This window comes from Bacteroides ihuae, from assembly GCF_900104585.1.
GTDB lineage: Bacteria > Bacteroidota > Bacteroidia > Bacteroidales > Bacteroidaceae > Bacteroides > Bacteroides ihuae.
The window spans coordinates 1,155,332-1,170,108 of sequence record NZ_FNVX01000004.1 but is presented as its reverse complement, the minus strand read 5'-3'; the positions used below and the strand labels follow the sequence as shown (position 1 = coordinate 1,170,108).

Annotated in this window: 12 protein-coding genes and 1 rRNA gene; 10 read left to right on the top strand and 3 right to left on the bottom strand. The window is 38.3% G+C overall.

Going from position 1 to position 14,777, the window contains the following annotated elements; all coding sequences use genetic code 11:
• Nucleotides 1–9 precede the first annotated feature (9 nt).
• The 6 genes from rrf (at nucleotide 10) to der (ending at nucleotide 5,764) form a co-directional block, all read left to right on the top strand.
• A 5S ribosomal RNA gene (rrf, locus tag BQ5338_RS05760) occupies nucleotides 10–120 on the top strand.
• A 1,419-nt stretch (nucleotides 121–1,539) separates the two neighbouring features.
• Nucleotides 1,540–2,124, top strand: coding sequence for a YceD family protein (locus BQ5338_RS05755; protein WP_071145806.1), 585 nt, complete (start codon nucleotides 1,540–1,542; stop codon nucleotides 2,122–2,124).
• Between the two features lie 12 nt (nucleotides 2,125–2,136).
• Nucleotides 2,137–2,322 (top strand): 50S ribosomal protein L32, encoded by a 186-nt coding sequence (gene rpmF / locus BQ5338_RS05750; RefSeq protein ID WP_071145805.1) that lies wholly within the window; start codon nucleotides 2,137–2,139, stop codon nucleotides 2,320–2,322.
• A gap of 104 nt (nucleotides 2,323–2,426) precedes the next feature.
• Nucleotides 2,427–3,431, top strand: coding sequence for a beta-ketoacyl-ACP synthase III (locus BQ5338_RS05745; RefSeq protein WP_071145804.1), 1,005 nt, complete (start codon nucleotides 2,427–2,429; stop codon nucleotides 3,429–3,431).
• A gap of 89 nt (nucleotides 3,432–3,520) precedes the next feature.
• Nucleotides 3,521–4,402 carry a GTPase Era gene (gene era, locus BQ5338_RS05740; RefSeq protein ID WP_071145803.1) on the top strand — a complete coding sequence of 294 codons (882 nt, stop codon included), beginning with the start codon at nucleotides 3,521–3,523 and terminating at the stop codon, nucleotides 4,400–4,402.
• Between the two features lie 48 nt (nucleotides 4,403–4,450).
• Nucleotides 4,451–5,764: a ribosome biogenesis GTPase Der gene (der, locus tag BQ5338_RS05735; RefSeq protein WP_071145802.1), complete on the top strand. Its 1,314-nt coding sequence runs from the start codon at nucleotides 4,451–4,453 to the stop codon at nucleotides 5,762–5,764.
• 95 nt (nucleotides 5,765–5,859) lie between these two features.
• Here der and BQ5338_RS05730 read toward each other — a convergent pair whose 3' ends face one another.
• A complete protein-coding gene (locus BQ5338_RS05730; protein WP_071145801.1) occupies nucleotides 5,860–6,630 on the bottom strand; it encodes an ABC transporter ATP-binding protein in 771 nt (256 codons plus the stop codon).
• The gene (locus BQ5338_RS05725; RefSeq protein ID WP_071145800.1) at nucleotides 6,627–7,370 is read right to left on the bottom strand and encodes an MlaE family ABC transporter permease; all 744 of its coding nucleotides are present in this window, start codon (nucleotides 7,368–7,370) and stop codon (nucleotides 6,627–6,629) included. Before BQ5338_RS05725 ends, BQ5338_RS05730 begins: the two co-directional genes overlap by 4 nt.
• Before the next feature lie 74 nt (nucleotides 7,371–7,444).
• Here BQ5338_RS05725 and lptB point away from each other — a divergent pair, with 74 nt between their 5' ends.
• Entirely contained in the window at nucleotides 7,445–8,200 is a 756-nt protein-coding gene (gene lptB, locus BQ5338_RS05720) for an LPS export ABC transporter ATP-binding protein (protein WP_071145799.1), read from the top strand.
• 308 nt (nucleotides 8,201–8,508) lie between these two features.
• Here the strand turns inward: lptB and BQ5338_RS05715 are convergent, their stop codons facing one another.
• Nucleotides 8,509–8,754, bottom strand: a complete 246-nt coding sequence (locus BQ5338_RS05715) for an RNA recognition motif domain-containing protein (RefSeq protein WP_071145798.1) — start codon at nucleotides 8,752–8,754, stop codon at nucleotides 8,509–8,511.
• A 369-nt stretch (nucleotides 8,755–9,123) separates the two neighbouring features.
• Between BQ5338_RS05715 and BQ5338_RS05710 the strand changes: the two genes are divergently transcribed.
• Genes BQ5338_RS05710 through BQ5338_RS05700 form a run of 3 tightly spaced genes read left to right on the top strand, consistent with a single transcriptional unit; the run spans nucleotide 9,124 to nucleotide 14,776 of the window.
• Nucleotides 9,124–10,443, top strand: coding sequence for a TolC family protein (locus tag BQ5338_RS05710; RefSeq protein ID WP_071145797.1), 1,320 nt, complete (start codon nucleotides 9,124–9,126; stop codon nucleotides 10,441–10,443).
• A 14-nt stretch (nucleotides 10,444–10,457) separates the two neighbouring features.
• Nucleotides 10,458–11,552, top strand: coding sequence for an efflux RND transporter periplasmic adaptor subunit (locus BQ5338_RS05705; RefSeq protein ID WP_071145796.1), 1,095 nt, complete (start codon nucleotides 10,458–10,460; stop codon nucleotides 11,550–11,552).
• An 8-nt stretch (nucleotides 11,553–11,560) separates the two neighbouring features.
• Nucleotides 11,561–14,776: an efflux RND transporter permease subunit gene (locus BQ5338_RS05700; protein WP_071145795.1), complete on the top strand. Its 3,216-nt coding sequence runs from the start codon at nucleotides 11,561–11,563 to the stop codon at nucleotides 14,774–14,776.
• The last annotated feature ends 1 nt before the right edge of the window (nucleotide 14,777 follow it).

The window sequence follows — 14,777 nt, the reverse complement described above, 5'->3', positions numbered from 1 at the left end:
CAACCTTATTTAGGTGACTATAGCATCAGGGTTCCACCTCTTCCCATTCCGAACAGAGAAGTTAAGCCTGATCACGCCGATGGTACTGCGTAACAGTGGGAGAGTAGGTAGTCGCCGTTTTGAAGAAGTCCCCCGTAGATAGAAATATTTACGGGGGATTTTGTGTTTAAGGGCTATGCCCGTAATGTTTTGAAAAAGGCAACACACTGCGTAATATATTGGCTCACCTGTAGAACCCTGTGTTTATCTTTATGCTTCTTCCTGTATAAGTTGTACCTTTGTCTTTTAGTATAATACGTTTCGTTATGAATCCTTATTTTGAATTAGCTCAATATATTCTTCCATGTGATCTATTGATCCATTTTGAACTATCTCGTGTAGATGAATTAGATTCCGAACTCCTGAAGAGAAAAACCGGATTATCTGTAAAATCCTGTGTTAAGGCTAAATATTTGTAAGTCTAAGCATCGGGTGGAGCATCTCCAACTCCTCTGTAATTAGTAAGTTTGAAAGCCTTAATTTTGCTGTTAAGTGATTCCTATCGATGCATTTGTTGCTTTATTGTTTAAGAAGTTTGATGCCTCTTGGTGATACTCATATTATGTTGTGGTTATGGTATTAAATGAATTAAAGCCTGTCTGCTCCACTTTATTATACCGCTTGGTAAGGGAAGCCCTTGCATTCTATCGTGTCTCCGAGCAGTTAGTGATAAACTTTGGGTAATATTCTCATTGGTGGATAAAGCAAGTCAACGGCGACGGTAAACATGAAGGAAAACCTTCTGGTCCCGGATTGTTAAGAACAATCGGAAGGAAATCGTTGAATATAGAAGCTTGTTTGGTTTTATTGACTAACCATCTTATGGTTGCAATTTTGAGTATTTCTTCTGCCGAGTCGAAAGTCAATTCATAATTCTCACAAATCTTTCCACTGTTGTCAACCCAAGAAAATATTCTCTCTACAATCCATCTTTTGCGAATTGGGCTAAAGCCTTAATTTTTGTATGCATTAACAACAACTGGTATATCCGAATAGGTGTTTGACTTGTTAAATAATATTAATGCCCCCTCCATAGCATCACTTTTACCCAAGAGTATTGTTCCTTTAATACTCGAGCCAATAGAAAAGCGGCTTTGCTGTTATGAATATTAGCCACTATAGCCATCATGGCCATGAGAAATTTATTTTTATCCGCTATATGCCGTTATATCTCTTTTATTTTTAACACTCCTTTATATATAGCTATGGTTCTTTCCTCAAATCAGTCTGTTACATTTTTATTATGATTTTGCTTACTAGAAATAAATTTATTATCAACCGATACGGAAGCACTTTAAAAACTATTCTGGACAAAATTTGAACTAGCTCTTAAAAGTTATGATATTTAGCATTGGTTTGTATGATTTGAACTTTATTATTTGTATCTTTGTCGCCCGAATTTGTTTTTCATCTGCGGCTATTATTGCAAAATAAATGTAGAAAGCAGTAGAATTTAGCCTTTTTTTGTAACTTTGTAGCGATTATATAAAGAAAGAAACTTTGGGAAAGTTTGATAAATATAAAATTGATTTGAAAGGAATGCAAGCGGATACTTGTAAACATGAGTTTTTGCTTGATAATCTTTTCTTTGCTAATATTGATGGCCCCGAAATACAAAAAGGGAAAATTAATGTAGTGCTTACTGTGAGAAATGTATCACATGCTTTTGAACTCAGCTTTCAAACTGAAGGGACAGTCAAAATACCTTGTGACCGTTGTTTGGATGAGATGGAACAATTGATTGCTACTTCTGACAAATTAATGGTTAAGTTTGGGCATGAATATACTGAAGAAGGTGAGAATCTGATTGTGATTCCTGAAGAAGAAGGTGAAATTAATGTAGCATGGTTTATTTATGAATTCATTGTTTTAGCTATTCCGATGAAGCATGTTCATGCGCCTGGGAAATGTAATAAGACGATGACCAACAAATTGAATAAACATCTTAGAACTTCTTCTGATGATGACGATAATAGTATTGAAGAAACATTTGAAGTGTCTGAAGAGGATAATACAATAGAAGATGCTGATGAACGGATAGATCCGCGGTGGAATGATTTAAAAAAAATATTAGATAATAATTAAAGCTTAAAAAAAATGGCACATCCTAAGAGAAAACAATCGAAAACAAGAACTGCAAAGAGAAGAACTCATGATAAAGCAGTAGCTCCTACATTAGCAGTTTGCCCTAATTGTGGCGAATGGCATGTTTATCATACTGTATGTGGTGCTTGCGGTTATTACCGAGGTAAACTTGCTATTGAAAAAGAAGCTGCTGTATAATCAGGACAGCCTAAGTTGATATATACTAAATGAAGTACAGCCAGAGAATTTTTCTTAGGCTGTATTCTTAGTATAACAAGCATTGCAAATTCAAAATAGGATTAATGGAAAAAATTAATGCAGTAATCACTGGAGTCGGCGGATATGTACCAGAATATGTCTTGACAAATGAAGAGATATCTAAGATGGTAGATACTAATGACGAATGGATTATGACTCGCATAGGGGTCAAAGAAAGACGAATATTGAACGAAGAAGGGTTAGGAACTTCTTATATGGCAAGAAAAGCTGCAAAACAGCTTATGCAACGTACAGAATCTAATCCCGATGATATTGATTTGGTTATTGTTGCTACTACTACTCCTGATTATCATTTTCCTTCTACAGCATCTATTTTATGTGATAAATTAGGTTTGAAAAATGCTTTTGCCTTTGATTTGCAAGCAGCATGTAGTGGTTTTTTGTTTTTAATGGAAACGGCAGCTTCTTTTATTCGCTCAGGTAGATACAAGAAGATAATTATTGTTGGTGCTGATAAAATGTCATCGATCACCGATTATACTGATCGAGCAACTTGCCCTATTTTTGGAGATGGTGCTGCTGCTTTTATGGTAGAACCGACCACTGAAGAATATGGTATTATGGATGCATTGCTTAAAACCGATGGTAAAGGTTTACCTTTCTTGCATATGAAAGCTGGTGGCTCTGTTTGTCCTCCTTCTTATTTTACAATAGATAACCATATGCATTCTGTTTATCAAGAGGGTAGAACGGTATTCAAATATGCTGTATCAAATATGTCTGATGCGACAGCTGCATTAGCTGAAAGAAATCACTTAACAAAGGAAAACATAAGTTGGGTTATTCCACATCAAGCTAACATGCGTATCATTGATGCTGTAGCTCATCGTATGGAATTGCCTATTGAGAAGGTATTGGTGAACATTCAACGTTATGGTAATACAAGTGCAGGCACATTGCCTCTTTGTATTTGGGACTTCGAAGAAAAACTCAAAAAAGGTGACAACCTTCTTTTTACTGCTTTTGGAGCTGGATTTACGTGGGGAGCTGTCTACGTAAAATGGGGCTATGATGGTAAAAAGTGGTAACTAGTAGTTGCTGATTATAATATAAAACGCATCCTATTTTTATTCGATGCGTTTTTTTGTCTAAAATAAACAAAAAGAGGAAATAGAGAATGCATAAAGCGGGCTTCGTGAATATTGTAGGAAATCCTAATGTAGGAAAATCTACTTTAATGAATGCATTAGTAGGTGAGCGTATATCTATTGCGACATTTAAAGCGCAAACAACACGCCATCGAATAATGGGAATATATAATACAGAAGAGATGCAAATAGTCTTTTCTGATACTCCCGGAGTTGTTAAACCTGCATACAAGTTGCAGGAGTCGATGCTCAATTTTTCTACTTCTGCTCTGGCTGATGCAGATGTGTTGCTCTATGTTACAGATGTTGTTGAAATCCCTGATAAAAACAATGAGTTTATTGAGAAAGTTTGCCATCAAACGATACCTATTTTACTACTGATCAACAAAATTGATTTAAGTAATCAAGATAAACTTTCAGAATTGGTAGATGCATGGAAGTCTCTAATGCCTCAAGCTGAGATTATACCTATTTCTGCTCTTTCAAAGTTTAATGTAGACTATATCATGAAGCGCATAAAAGAGCTTTTACCCGATTCTCCTCCTTATTTTGATAAGGATCAGTTGACGGATAAACCTGCTCGTTTCTTTGTAAATGAAATTATTCGCGAAAAGATATTGCTATATTACGATAAAGAAATCCCATACTCTGTAGAAGTTGTGGTTGAGCAATTTAAAGAAGATCCAAAACTCATACATATTAATGCTGTTATTTATGTTGAGCGAGAATCTCAGAAAGGGATTATTATTGGTAAGCAAGGAAAAGCACTTAAGAAAGTAGCTACAGAAGCACGTCGTGAACTCGAAAAATTCTTCGGGAAAACAATCTTTCTTGAGACTTATGTGAAAGTTGATAAAGATTGGCGTAGCTCTGATAAGGAACTACGCAATTTTGGTTATCAATTAGATTAAGTTAGTATTCATACGACTGTGAGAGTCGCAAAAATGGAGTGATAAATTATGGGAAATTTGATTGCAATAGTAGGGCGTCCCAACGTTGGGAAATCTACCTTATTCAATCGTTTGACTAAAACCCGTCAAGCGATTGTAAATGATGAAGCGGGTACTACTCGTGATAGACAATATGGGAAGTCGGAATGGCTAGGTCGCGAATTCTCTGTTGTAGATACAGGAGGTTGGGTCGTTAACTCGGATGATGTTTTTGAAGAAGAAATTCGCAAACAAGTATTGTTGGCTGTTGAGGAAGCTGATGTTATCCTTTTTATTGTAGATGTAATGAATGGGGTGACAGACCTTGACTTGCAAGTTGCTTCTATTTTGAGACGCTCGGAGAGTCCGGTGATTGTTGTTGCTAACAAAACGGACAATAATGAGCTTCAATATAGTGCTGCAGAGTTTTACTCTCTTGGGCTGGGAGATCCGAATTGTGTTTCGGCTATTACCGGGAGTGGCACAGGTGATTTAATGGATCTTATTGTTAGTAAATTTAATAAGGAGTCATCAGAAATTCTGGATGAGGATATCCCCCGTTTTGCGGTTGTTGGACGTCCGAATGCTGGAAAGTCATCACTTATTAATGCTTTTATTGGTGAAGATAGAAATATTGTTACTGAGATAGCAGGAACTACCCGTGATTCAATTTACACTCGTTATAACAAATTTGGATTTGACTTTTACTTAGTCGACACAGCTGGTATTCGTAAGAAAAATAAGGTGAGTGAAGATCTTGAATATTACTCGGTTATACGATCCATACGCTCTATTGAGGCTGCAGATGTTTGTATTTTGATGCTTGATGCAACCCGAGGAGTTGAAGGTCAGGATTTGAACATCTTTTCGTTGATTCAGAAAAACTCAAAAGGTTTGGTTGTGGTTGTTAACAAATGGGATTTGGTTGAAGACAAAACAGCTAAGGTTATAAAAGAATTTGAAAGTGCTATTCGCTCTCGTCTTGCTCCTTTTGTTGATTTTCCAATCGTATTTGGCTCAGCACTCACTAAACAAAGAATATTGAAAGTGCTTGAAGAGGCTCGTGGCGTATACGAGAATCGTAGTACAAAGATCCCTACTGCGCGCTTGAATGAAGAAATTCTTCCATTGATTGAGGCTTATCCACCTCCCTCAATAAAAGGTAAATATATTAAGATCAAGTATATCACTCAGTTACCAAATACGCAAGTTCCGTCATTTGTGTTCTTTGCTAACTTGCCGCAATATGTGAAGGAACCATATAAACGATTCTTGGAAAATAAGATGCGTGAGAAATGGAGCCTTACCGGCACTCCTATTAATATTTATATACGGCAGAAATAATTTTTTTTGTTTTATACAACGAAGAGAGGCTAATCCTATTATAGGATTAGCCTCTCTTCGTTGTATAAATAATCCTTTGTAAATATCAGAAAAAGCTATCCTTCAATATTTTGCACTTCTGCTTCTTTCACTTTTCGGAAGAGGTCGGATGCAAAAACAAAATTATTCAAGCGATTATTGGGAGAGGTGAAAATATCATCTTTGGTGCCTTCCCACTCTTTGTGTCCATCAAAAATGAAAATTATTTTTTCTCCAATGCCCATAACCGAATTCATATCATGAGTATTGATGATGGTGGTCATGTTATATTCTCTGGTGATGTCTTGTATTAGTTCATCAATGACTAGCGAAGTTTTAGGATCTAATCCAGAGTTTGGCTCATCGCAAAATAGATACTGGGGCTGGAGTACAATGGACCGGGCTATAGCTACTCGTTTTTGCATACCTCCGCTTATCTCACCAGGGAATTTGTCTTTGGCCTCGATAAGATTTACTCGTTCTAGGCAAGAAAGAGCTCTCCTTTGTCTATCTCTTAGCGTGCCATTGCTGAACATACTAAGAGGGAACATCACATTTTCGAGTACGCTCATTGAATCAAATAAAGCAGCACTTTGAAAAATCATTCCCATCTCACGGCGGAGATGCTTTTTTTCTTTTTTGCTCATCGTTAGAAAGTTGCGCGTGTCATACAATAACTCTCCTTTGTCAGGGGCGAGCAGCCCTACAATACATTTCATCAAAACGGTTTTTCCTGAACCGCTTTGTCCGATGATGAGATTTGTTTTGCCATTTTCAAACGTGACATTGATGTCTTTCAATACATCCTTATCTTCAAATGATTTATAGAGTTGTTTTACTTCGATCATCCCATTAAAAGTTTTGTTAATACCAAATCGGCAAATAAAATAAGCACGCTGCTAATTACCACAGAATCTGTTGATGCCTTCCCTACTTCTATCGAACCTCCTTCAACAGTGTAACCGAAAAAGGCGGATACACTTGCAATAATAAAAGCAAAGAATAGCGACTTGATAATTCCGCACCAGACAAACCATTCTACAAACATGTATTGCAATCCATATTCTAAGTCACTGGCCATCATAATTCCTCCGAACCAACAGGTAGCAAAAGCGCCAATGATTCCGGCAAAAATACTGAAGGTAACCAATATCGGAATAATGGTAACTAGTGCTGCTATTTTAGGAAGAATAAGATGACATGCGGGATTTATTCCCATTATTTCAAGCGCATCAATTTGTTGAGTTATGCGCATTGTTCCAAGCTCGGAGGCAATGTTTGACCCCACTTTGCCTGCTAGAATAAGACACATAATAGACGATGAGAACTCCAATAGCATAATTTCGCGGGTTACGTACCCCACAGTCCATCTAGGCATCCAAGGACTCTCGATATTCAACTTTATCTGTATTGTAATTACCGCACCTATAAAGAAGGATATTAGAAGTACAATGCCGATGGAGTTTATCCCCAATTGCTCTATCTCTTTGACGTATTGTTTGAAGAACATACGCATTCTTTCCGGGCGAGAAAATGTCCGGTTCATCAGTATAATATATCTTCCGACAGTTCTTAATGCTTTAATCATATCTCATATATTTGTTTGCAAATGTACACTATTTCGGCTTATTTTCACTACATTTGCCGCTAAATAAGAAGGATATGGAAGATGATAAGATGGTTCTTCGTACCGAAGACTTGGTAAAAAAATACGGTAAACGTACCGTTGTAAGTCACGTTTCGATTAATGTAAAGCAAGGAGAGATAGTTGGTTTGCTAGGTCCTAATGGAGCTGGTAAAACGACTTCTTTTTATATGACGGTAGGACTCATAACACCCAATGAAGGACGGATTTTTTTGGATGACTTAGAAATCACAAACTATCCTGTTTATAAACGCGCGCAGACAGGTATTGGCTATTTGGCGCAAGAAGCTTCTGTTTTTCGTCAGATGAGTGTGGAAGACAATATAGCTTCTGTTCTTGAGATGACCAATAAACCGAAAGAATACCAGAAAGACAAACTCGAGAGTTTGATTGCCGAATTTCGTTTGCAAAAAGTACGCAAGAACTTAGGAACCCAGTTATCAGGAGGTGAACGTCGTCGTACCGAGATTGCTCGTTGTTTGGCTATTGATCCTAAATTTATTATGCTTGATGAACCTTTTGCCGGTGTAGATCCTATTGCTGTGGAAGATATTCAGCAAATAGTGTGGAAGCTTAAAGACAGAAATATCGGCATTCTGATTACTGACCACAATGTACAAGAAACATTGAGCATCACAGATCGTGCTTATTTGTTGTTTGAAGGAAAAATCCTTTTTCAAGGAACTCCCGAAGAACTTGCTGAGAATAAAATCGTTCGTGAAAAATATTTAAGTAATAGTTTTGTTTTAAGGCGGAAAGATTTTCAATCTTAAAGGCTAAACTCTGTGCTTTATGAAAATAGTCTATTGCACTATTCTTTGTTTTTGAGTCTCAAAAGATTCTTTTTACGATAGAGTTTTAGACTAATTGTTTTGGGGATCTCTATTTTTTGCTTACAGTTAATAGCTTTTTTATCTCTACATCGTAACGCCTCATCTAATGACAGAGGTAATCTCTTCTTTTGCTAACATCTGCAAAATTATCTCAAACCATTATTCCATCACGATATATCTAAAAAAAAAAGAACCCTCTGCCAACTCTTGTCGCAAAAGGTTCTTCTAAATGTCCTAAGATTCTATATTTAGAATTTTGGTCTAGCTTCTTTAACTACCATTGCGCGGCCTTCATATTCGGCTCCGTTCAATTCGGCAATTGCTTTTGTAGCTTCTGCATCATTGGCCATTTCTACGAATCCAAAGCCCTTAGACTTACCAGTTTCGCGGTCCATAATAACTTTAACTGAAGATACTGTTCCGTAATCTTCTAATGTCTGTTGCAGATCTGCTTCCCTAACATTGTAGTTAAGGTTTCCAACGTAAATGTTCATAATGAAAAAATAATAAATGAATAAATAAAACTCTCAGGAAAGAGATGTCTAATACTTAAGGGATTAAAATGACAGAGAGTTTACAAAAGCGCTTATTTTAAACGGAGAGTAAAAACTTGTAATAGAAATCGTGGACTAATGCATCATCATTCCGCAACAAAGGAACGCATTTATTTTGAATAAACGTTCCCTCTTGTGTGTTTTTTTATTATTCTAGGTGTTTTTTTAAGGTATATGGTTATAAATGGCGCTTTTTATTTTTATTAAAACACGATCCTGTTGTATATCAGTCTTCGGAGTGCTGCACAACAGCCTTGTTTTTAATGTAACGAACTAATTCTCTACTACCTTTGCAAAAAACAAAGAGTTATGAGAAAGATAAAAAACATTACGTTAATCATGCTTTTGACTGTTTTGCTTCCGTTTGCTATTCAAGCGCAAGACAGTCAAAGATCTATTTCCTTGAGTCAAGCTATTGATTCAGCTATGTTGCACAATGAATCTCTACACCAAGCAACACTAAACGCAAAGATAGCGAAAGAAGAAAGCTTGGGAGCTAATGCTATTTTTATGCCCCAAATAGGGCTTTCATATAATGCTTATTTTACGAATAATCCTCTCAATGTTTTTGGTTTTAAACTACAAGAACAGAGTGTCACAGCAGCTGATTTTGATCCGGCAAAGCTTAACTATCCGGGTTTTAATAAAGACTTTTCTGCTCAGATAGATGTTACTCAGCCAATTTTTAATATGGATGCTATTTATCAAAGAAGCAGTGCACGCGATTATCATCAGATGCAAGAGTGGAGTCGTAAAAGGGCTGAAGAATATTTGTCGTTTCAAGTTAAGAAAGCTTATCTGGAGGTAAGATTGGCATACCAGAATAAAAAGGTGATAGGAAAAGCACTTGAGACAGCTGATGCTTTTCTGAAGCGTGCTGAAGATATGTACGAGCAAGGTCTTATACAAAAAGCCGATCTGCTCGATGCCAGAGTGTTTCAAAGTAAAATGAGAACAGACTTTCAAACAGCAAAAAGTAACATTCTTAATAGCTCTGATCAATTAGGCTTTTTGATGGGCAAGCAACCTGGTGTTACTTACCTTGTAGACACGTTACGCTTTTCGGCCTCTTCTGTCAGAAGCCTAAATTTGAGTTATCGGAATGATATACTAGCCTATGAAGCTGGATTCTCTGCCGCTAAAAATAAGTTGCGAGCCGACAAGATGTCCTTGATTCCTCGCATAAACGCTTTTGGCAATTACCAGTACAATGATGTGAAACCCTTCCGTTTTAGCTCTGATAGCTACTTTGCCGGAGTGCGTTTATCGTGGAAAATATTTTCGGGTACACAAGATTGGCACAAAATAAAGGCTTCGCGATTAGAACGTGATAAGATTGCTAGTCGCTTAACCGAAACCAAATCGCAGGCTGAAATGGAATATCAGAAGAATTTGCGTCAACTTAGTGATCTAGACTACGAAATGAGACAAGCCGAATCGATGGTGGCACAAGCCCAGGAAGGACTCAATATTCAGACTGATCGCTATTCACAAGGGCTTTCTTCAACGTCGGATTTGCTTCGTGTGCAGACTCAATTAGCACAAACCGGCTTGATGCGTGAAATGGTTTACTTCAAAAAAGATCTAACCATCGCCTATCTTGCTTTTATAACTTCTTCTAACGAATAAAATAATATATATATATGAAAAAGTCAAAGTTTTCCTTATTAAGTGCATTGATTGCTTCAAGTATGCTAATTACTGCCTGTTCTGGTGGAGCAGAGAAAAAAACAAATAATGATACTCCTGTTGTGGTGGAAACAACAAGTCCTGTTTTTCAAAATGAGAGAGGCATTGTTACCAATGGTCGGATACAATCTAAAGAGACAGCTCGTTTGGGTACTCGTATGATGGGGTCGGTTACTTCTATCCGTGTGAAAAAGGGAGATAAGGTGTCGAAAGGCCAATTATTGCTTACTATATCAGATGAAGAACTTGGGGCTAAAAAAGCGCAAGCTGAAGCTATGATTCGCGAAGCAGAAGCAGCTTATAGCTTAGCAAAGAAAGATGAGGAGCGTTTTGCTATTCTTTATGCTCGCAAGAGTGTTTCGGCTAAAGAATATGAGAATGTCAATTTGCAATTTTTGTCGATGAAATCAAAATTAGATGTGGCTCGCCAAATGAAAAGAGAAGTGACGGCTAATCAAGCGTATACTCAGATTACTTCTCCTTTTAACGGAACCGTTTCGCAAATAAATATTGATTTAGGAGCATTGGCTAGTCCGGGTGTGCCGCTGATTGTAGTAGAAAAAGGAGGGGAATTAGTTGTAGAAAGTTCGCTCACAGAGTCGGATGTAAATAAGGTCGAAAAAGGGATGAAAGCCATCGTGCGAGTGAAATCTGCTAATCTGACGTTTGAAGCTCCTATTATCGAGAAGAGCCAGTCGTCAATTGAAAATGGTGGACAGTATAAGATTACTATTCAAGTTCCGTTTACCGAAAAGTCAAAAGTTTATTCGGGTATGTATGCTAATGTGTTGGTGCCTATCGCCAAAGATCACAATATGCTGCAATCGGCTAATCTTCTGATACCCACTGTTGCCTTGCTCAATAAAGATGGTTTGACAGGAGTCTTTGTCGTTTCATTATCGCAGACAGCTATGCTTCGTTGGGTGCGCACCGGACAAATGATAGGAGACCAGACCGAAATACTTTCCGGATTACAGAAAGAAGATTTAGTTATCTTTCCTGATGGAAAGAGATTAGAGAACGGAACAAAAGTTGAATTAAAGAAATAACAATAGCCATGAAAGAAGGAATTGCCGGAAAAATCGCCGGAGGCTTTTTACAAAGCAAACTCTCGCTGCTGTTGATGGTTGCTTTTATGCTCATTGGAGTCTATAGTGTTTACTTGATTCCTCGAGAAGAAGAACCTCAAATAGAAGTTCCTGCAGCCGATATCTTCATCGGTATGCCTGGAGCGACCCCTGCTGAAATGGAAACAAAGGTGGTAGCGCCACTCGAAAAGGCTTTATCTAATGTGAATGGAGTGGAGCACGTTATGTCCACCTCCATGTCTGATCAGGCAATGCTCACTGTTCAGTTTTATGTGGGCAAAAACCAAGAAAAATCTTTGGTAAACCTTTATAATGAATTAATCAAGAACATGGATAAGATGCCTCAAGGCGTCAGTATGCCATTAATAAAGACACGCTCGATTAATGATGTGCCTGTACTTGCCCTTACCCTCTGGAGTAAAACTAGTAGCGATTACATGCTCAGGCAACAGGCTGAGTTATTGCGTAACGAAATAAAGAAAATTAAGAACGTTACAAATATTGATATTATTGGCGGGCGTTCTCGTCAAGTGAGTGTTACCATCGATAAAGATAAGTTGGCTGGGATGAATCTTGATTTGGCGGCCGTAAATCAGTATATGCAGGCGGCAAACTTTCAGATGCAGGCAGGCAACATCTATAATGGTAATGAGACCTACTCTGTAGCGTCGGGTAATTTTCTCAAGACCCGTGAAGACGTGGATAATTTGATCGTGGGAATGAACGAAGGACATCCTGTATATCTCTCTTCAATCGCTACTATAACGGAAGGACCTTCGGCTACTCCGACGCAATATGTATCATTTGGTTATGGTGCTGATGCAGCAAAAGGCTTAAAAGAGAGTAATGCTTCTGATTATACAGCTGTAACGATCGCTATTTCTAAACAAGAAGGCACGGATGCTATGCATCTTTCCGAAAAGATATTAGATAAGGTAGAGTATCTAAAAAAAGAATCGGTCTCTCCGGATATTAATATTTCTGTGACTCGTAATTATGGAGAATCAGCTTCCGAAAAAGTATCCGAGTTGCTTCTTCACCTCTTTGGTGCTATTGTAGCCGTAACGCTATTTGTCATGTTGGCCATGGGCTGGCGCGGTGGCTTAGTAGTGTTCCTTTCTGTGCCTATTACCTTTGCGCTCACCTTGTTCGCTTATTATTTCATGGATTATACGCTGAACAGGATCACGCTTTTTGCTCTCGTGTTCGTAACGGGTATTGTGGTGGACGACTCCATCATTATAGCAGAAAATATGCATCGACATTTTAAGATGAGATACCTTTCACTCAGGCAGGCTGCCCTTTTTGCTATCAATGAAGTGGGTAATCCTACTATACTTGCCACACTCACAGTGATTGCAGCTGTATTGCCTATGGCTTTTGTTTCAGGATTAATGGGCCCTTATATGAGTCCGATGCCTATTGGCGCATCCATTGCCATGACATTTTCTCTGATCGTAGCCTTAACGCTTACACCTTATCTTGGATATATTTTCCTTAAGCATAAGGATAGCAAGAAAGAGGGGGATAAAGAGAAAGAAGAAGAAGAGTATGATGCTTCTAGCTCTGCTTTGTATCGTTACTATGCATGGTTTATGAATCCCATGCTTGCATCGCGCAAGAAACGTTGGGTGTTTATGCTTGTTACTCTGGCTCTTTTAATCGGTTCACTTTCTTTATTTTTCTTCAAGATTGTTCCAGTTAAGATGTTGCCTTTTGATAATAAGAATGAATTTCAGGTAGTGATTGATATGCCCGAGTCGGCTACATTAGAACAAACAGCTGCTGTAACCAAAGAAATTGCTGCTTTTGTAGCCACTCAGTCCGATGTCGTGAACTATCAAACTTATGTCGGAACTTCCGCACCTATCAGTTTCAATGGATTGATGCGGCATTATGACTTGAGGAGAGGGGATAATGTAGCCGATATACAAGTAAACCTTACGGATAAGGGTGATCGTAAAATTCAGAGTCATGATATTGCTAAGAAGATGCGTACACCTATTCAGAAGATTGCTCTTCGCTGGAATGCTAATGCAAAGATAGTAGAAGTACCACCCGGACCTCCTGTTCTGTCTACGATTGTGGCCGAAGTTTATGGCCCTAATTATGATGAACAAATTAAAGTAGCTCGTCAGATCAAGACTATATTAAGCCAAACTGAAGGTATTGTAGACACTGACGTGTTTATTGAAGATGATCAGAAAGAGATCCGTTTTGCGGTAGATAAAGAAAAAGCAATGATCAGGGGAGTAGCTCCCGCTAAGGTTACTGAAGACTTGCGAGCAGCAATTTCTGGTAAAGATGTAGGTGTGTTGCATCAAGAAAACTCGTTGTCGCCTATTCCCATCCGTTTGGAAATGAACAACTCTGACAAATCATCGATAGCAGCTTTGAAAAGTCTTCCGATACAGAACATGAATGGACAGGTCGTTCTATTGGGCGATATAGCTGAAGCGAAAGAGGGAATAAAGGAAAAGAGCATCTGGCGTAAGGATCAGAAAAGATTGGTGATGGTTACTGCCGACTTGGCTGGAGCGTTAGAAAGTCCAGTGTATGCTATAATGGACGTAAATAAGAAGCTCAAAGATGTGAAACTTCCTGAGGGTTATGATCTTAGTATACTGAGCAACTCGCAGCCCGAAAATGAAGATAACTATTCGATGAAATGGGATGGCGAGTGGCAAATCACTTACGAAGTGTTTCGCGACCTCGGAATAGCCTTTGCGATAGCAATATTGATCATTTATTTGCTCATCGTAGGTTGGTTTCAAGACTTTCTTGTGCCCATCGTGATGCTTGCTGCCATACCACTTTCTTTGATTGGAATAGTGTTAGGTCACTGGGTGATGGGGGCTTATTTCAGTGCTACGTCTATGATTGGCTTTATAGCCTTGGCGGGTGTTATGGTTAGGAACTCCGTCTTGCTTATCGATTTTATCAATATCCGCCTTAAGGAGGATGTTCCACTCAAACAAGCTATTTTGGAAGCTGGTGCAGTGCGTACGTTACCAATTCTTCTTACCGCAGGCACTGTAGTACTAGGTGCCATCGTTATCCTATTTGACCCTCTCTTTCAAGGATTGGCCATCTCGTTGATGGGAGGAACCATCACATCAACCATTCTTACGCTTGGGGTTGTGCCACTGCTTTATTTCAAAATGTTGAATAAGAAAATTAAATAAG

Excerpts from the sequence above, each read along its gene's own strand:
- BQ5338_RS05710 (WP_071145797.1), top strand. The coding sequence starts at position 9,124 with ATGAGAAAGATAAAAAACATTACGTTAATCATGCTTTTGACTGTTTTG.
- BQ5338_RS05725 (WP_071145800.1), bottom strand. The coding sequence starts at position 7,370 with ATGATTAAAGCATTAAGAACTGTCGGAAGATATATTATACTGATGAAC.
- BQ5338_RS05700 (WP_071145795.1), top strand. The coding sequence starts at position 11,561 with ATGAAAGAAGGAATTGCCGGAAAAATCGCCGGAGGCTTTTTACAAAGC.
- BQ5338_RS05745 (WP_071145804.1), top strand. The coding sequence starts at position 2,427 with ATGGAAAAAATTAATGCAGTAATCACTGGAGTCGGCGGATATGTACCA.
- era (WP_071145803.1), top strand. The coding sequence starts at position 3,521 with ATGCATAAAGCGGGCTTCGTGAATATTGTAGGAAATCCTAATGTAGGA.
- lptB (WP_071145799.1), top strand. The coding sequence starts at position 7,445 with ATGGAAGATGATAAGATGGTTCTTCGTACCGAAGACTTGGTAAAAAAA.
- BQ5338_RS05715 (WP_071145798.1), bottom strand. The coding sequence starts at position 8,754 with ATGAACATTTACGTTGGAAACCTTAACTACAATGTTAGGGAAGCAGAT.
- BQ5338_RS05730 (WP_071145801.1), bottom strand. The coding sequence starts at position 6,630 with ATGATCGAAGTAAAACAACTCTATAAATCATTTGAAGATAAGGATGTA.
- rpmF (WP_071145805.1), top strand. The coding sequence starts at position 2,137 with ATGGCACATCCTAAGAGAAAACAATCGAAAACAAGAACTGCAAAGAGA.
- der (WP_071145802.1), top strand. The coding sequence starts at position 4,451 with ATGGGAAATTTGATTGCAATAGTAGGGCGTCCCAACGTTGGGAAATCT.
- BQ5338_RS05705 (WP_071145796.1), top strand. The coding sequence starts at position 10,458 with ATGAAAAAGTCAAAGTTTTCCTTATTAAGTGCATTGATTGCTTCAAGT.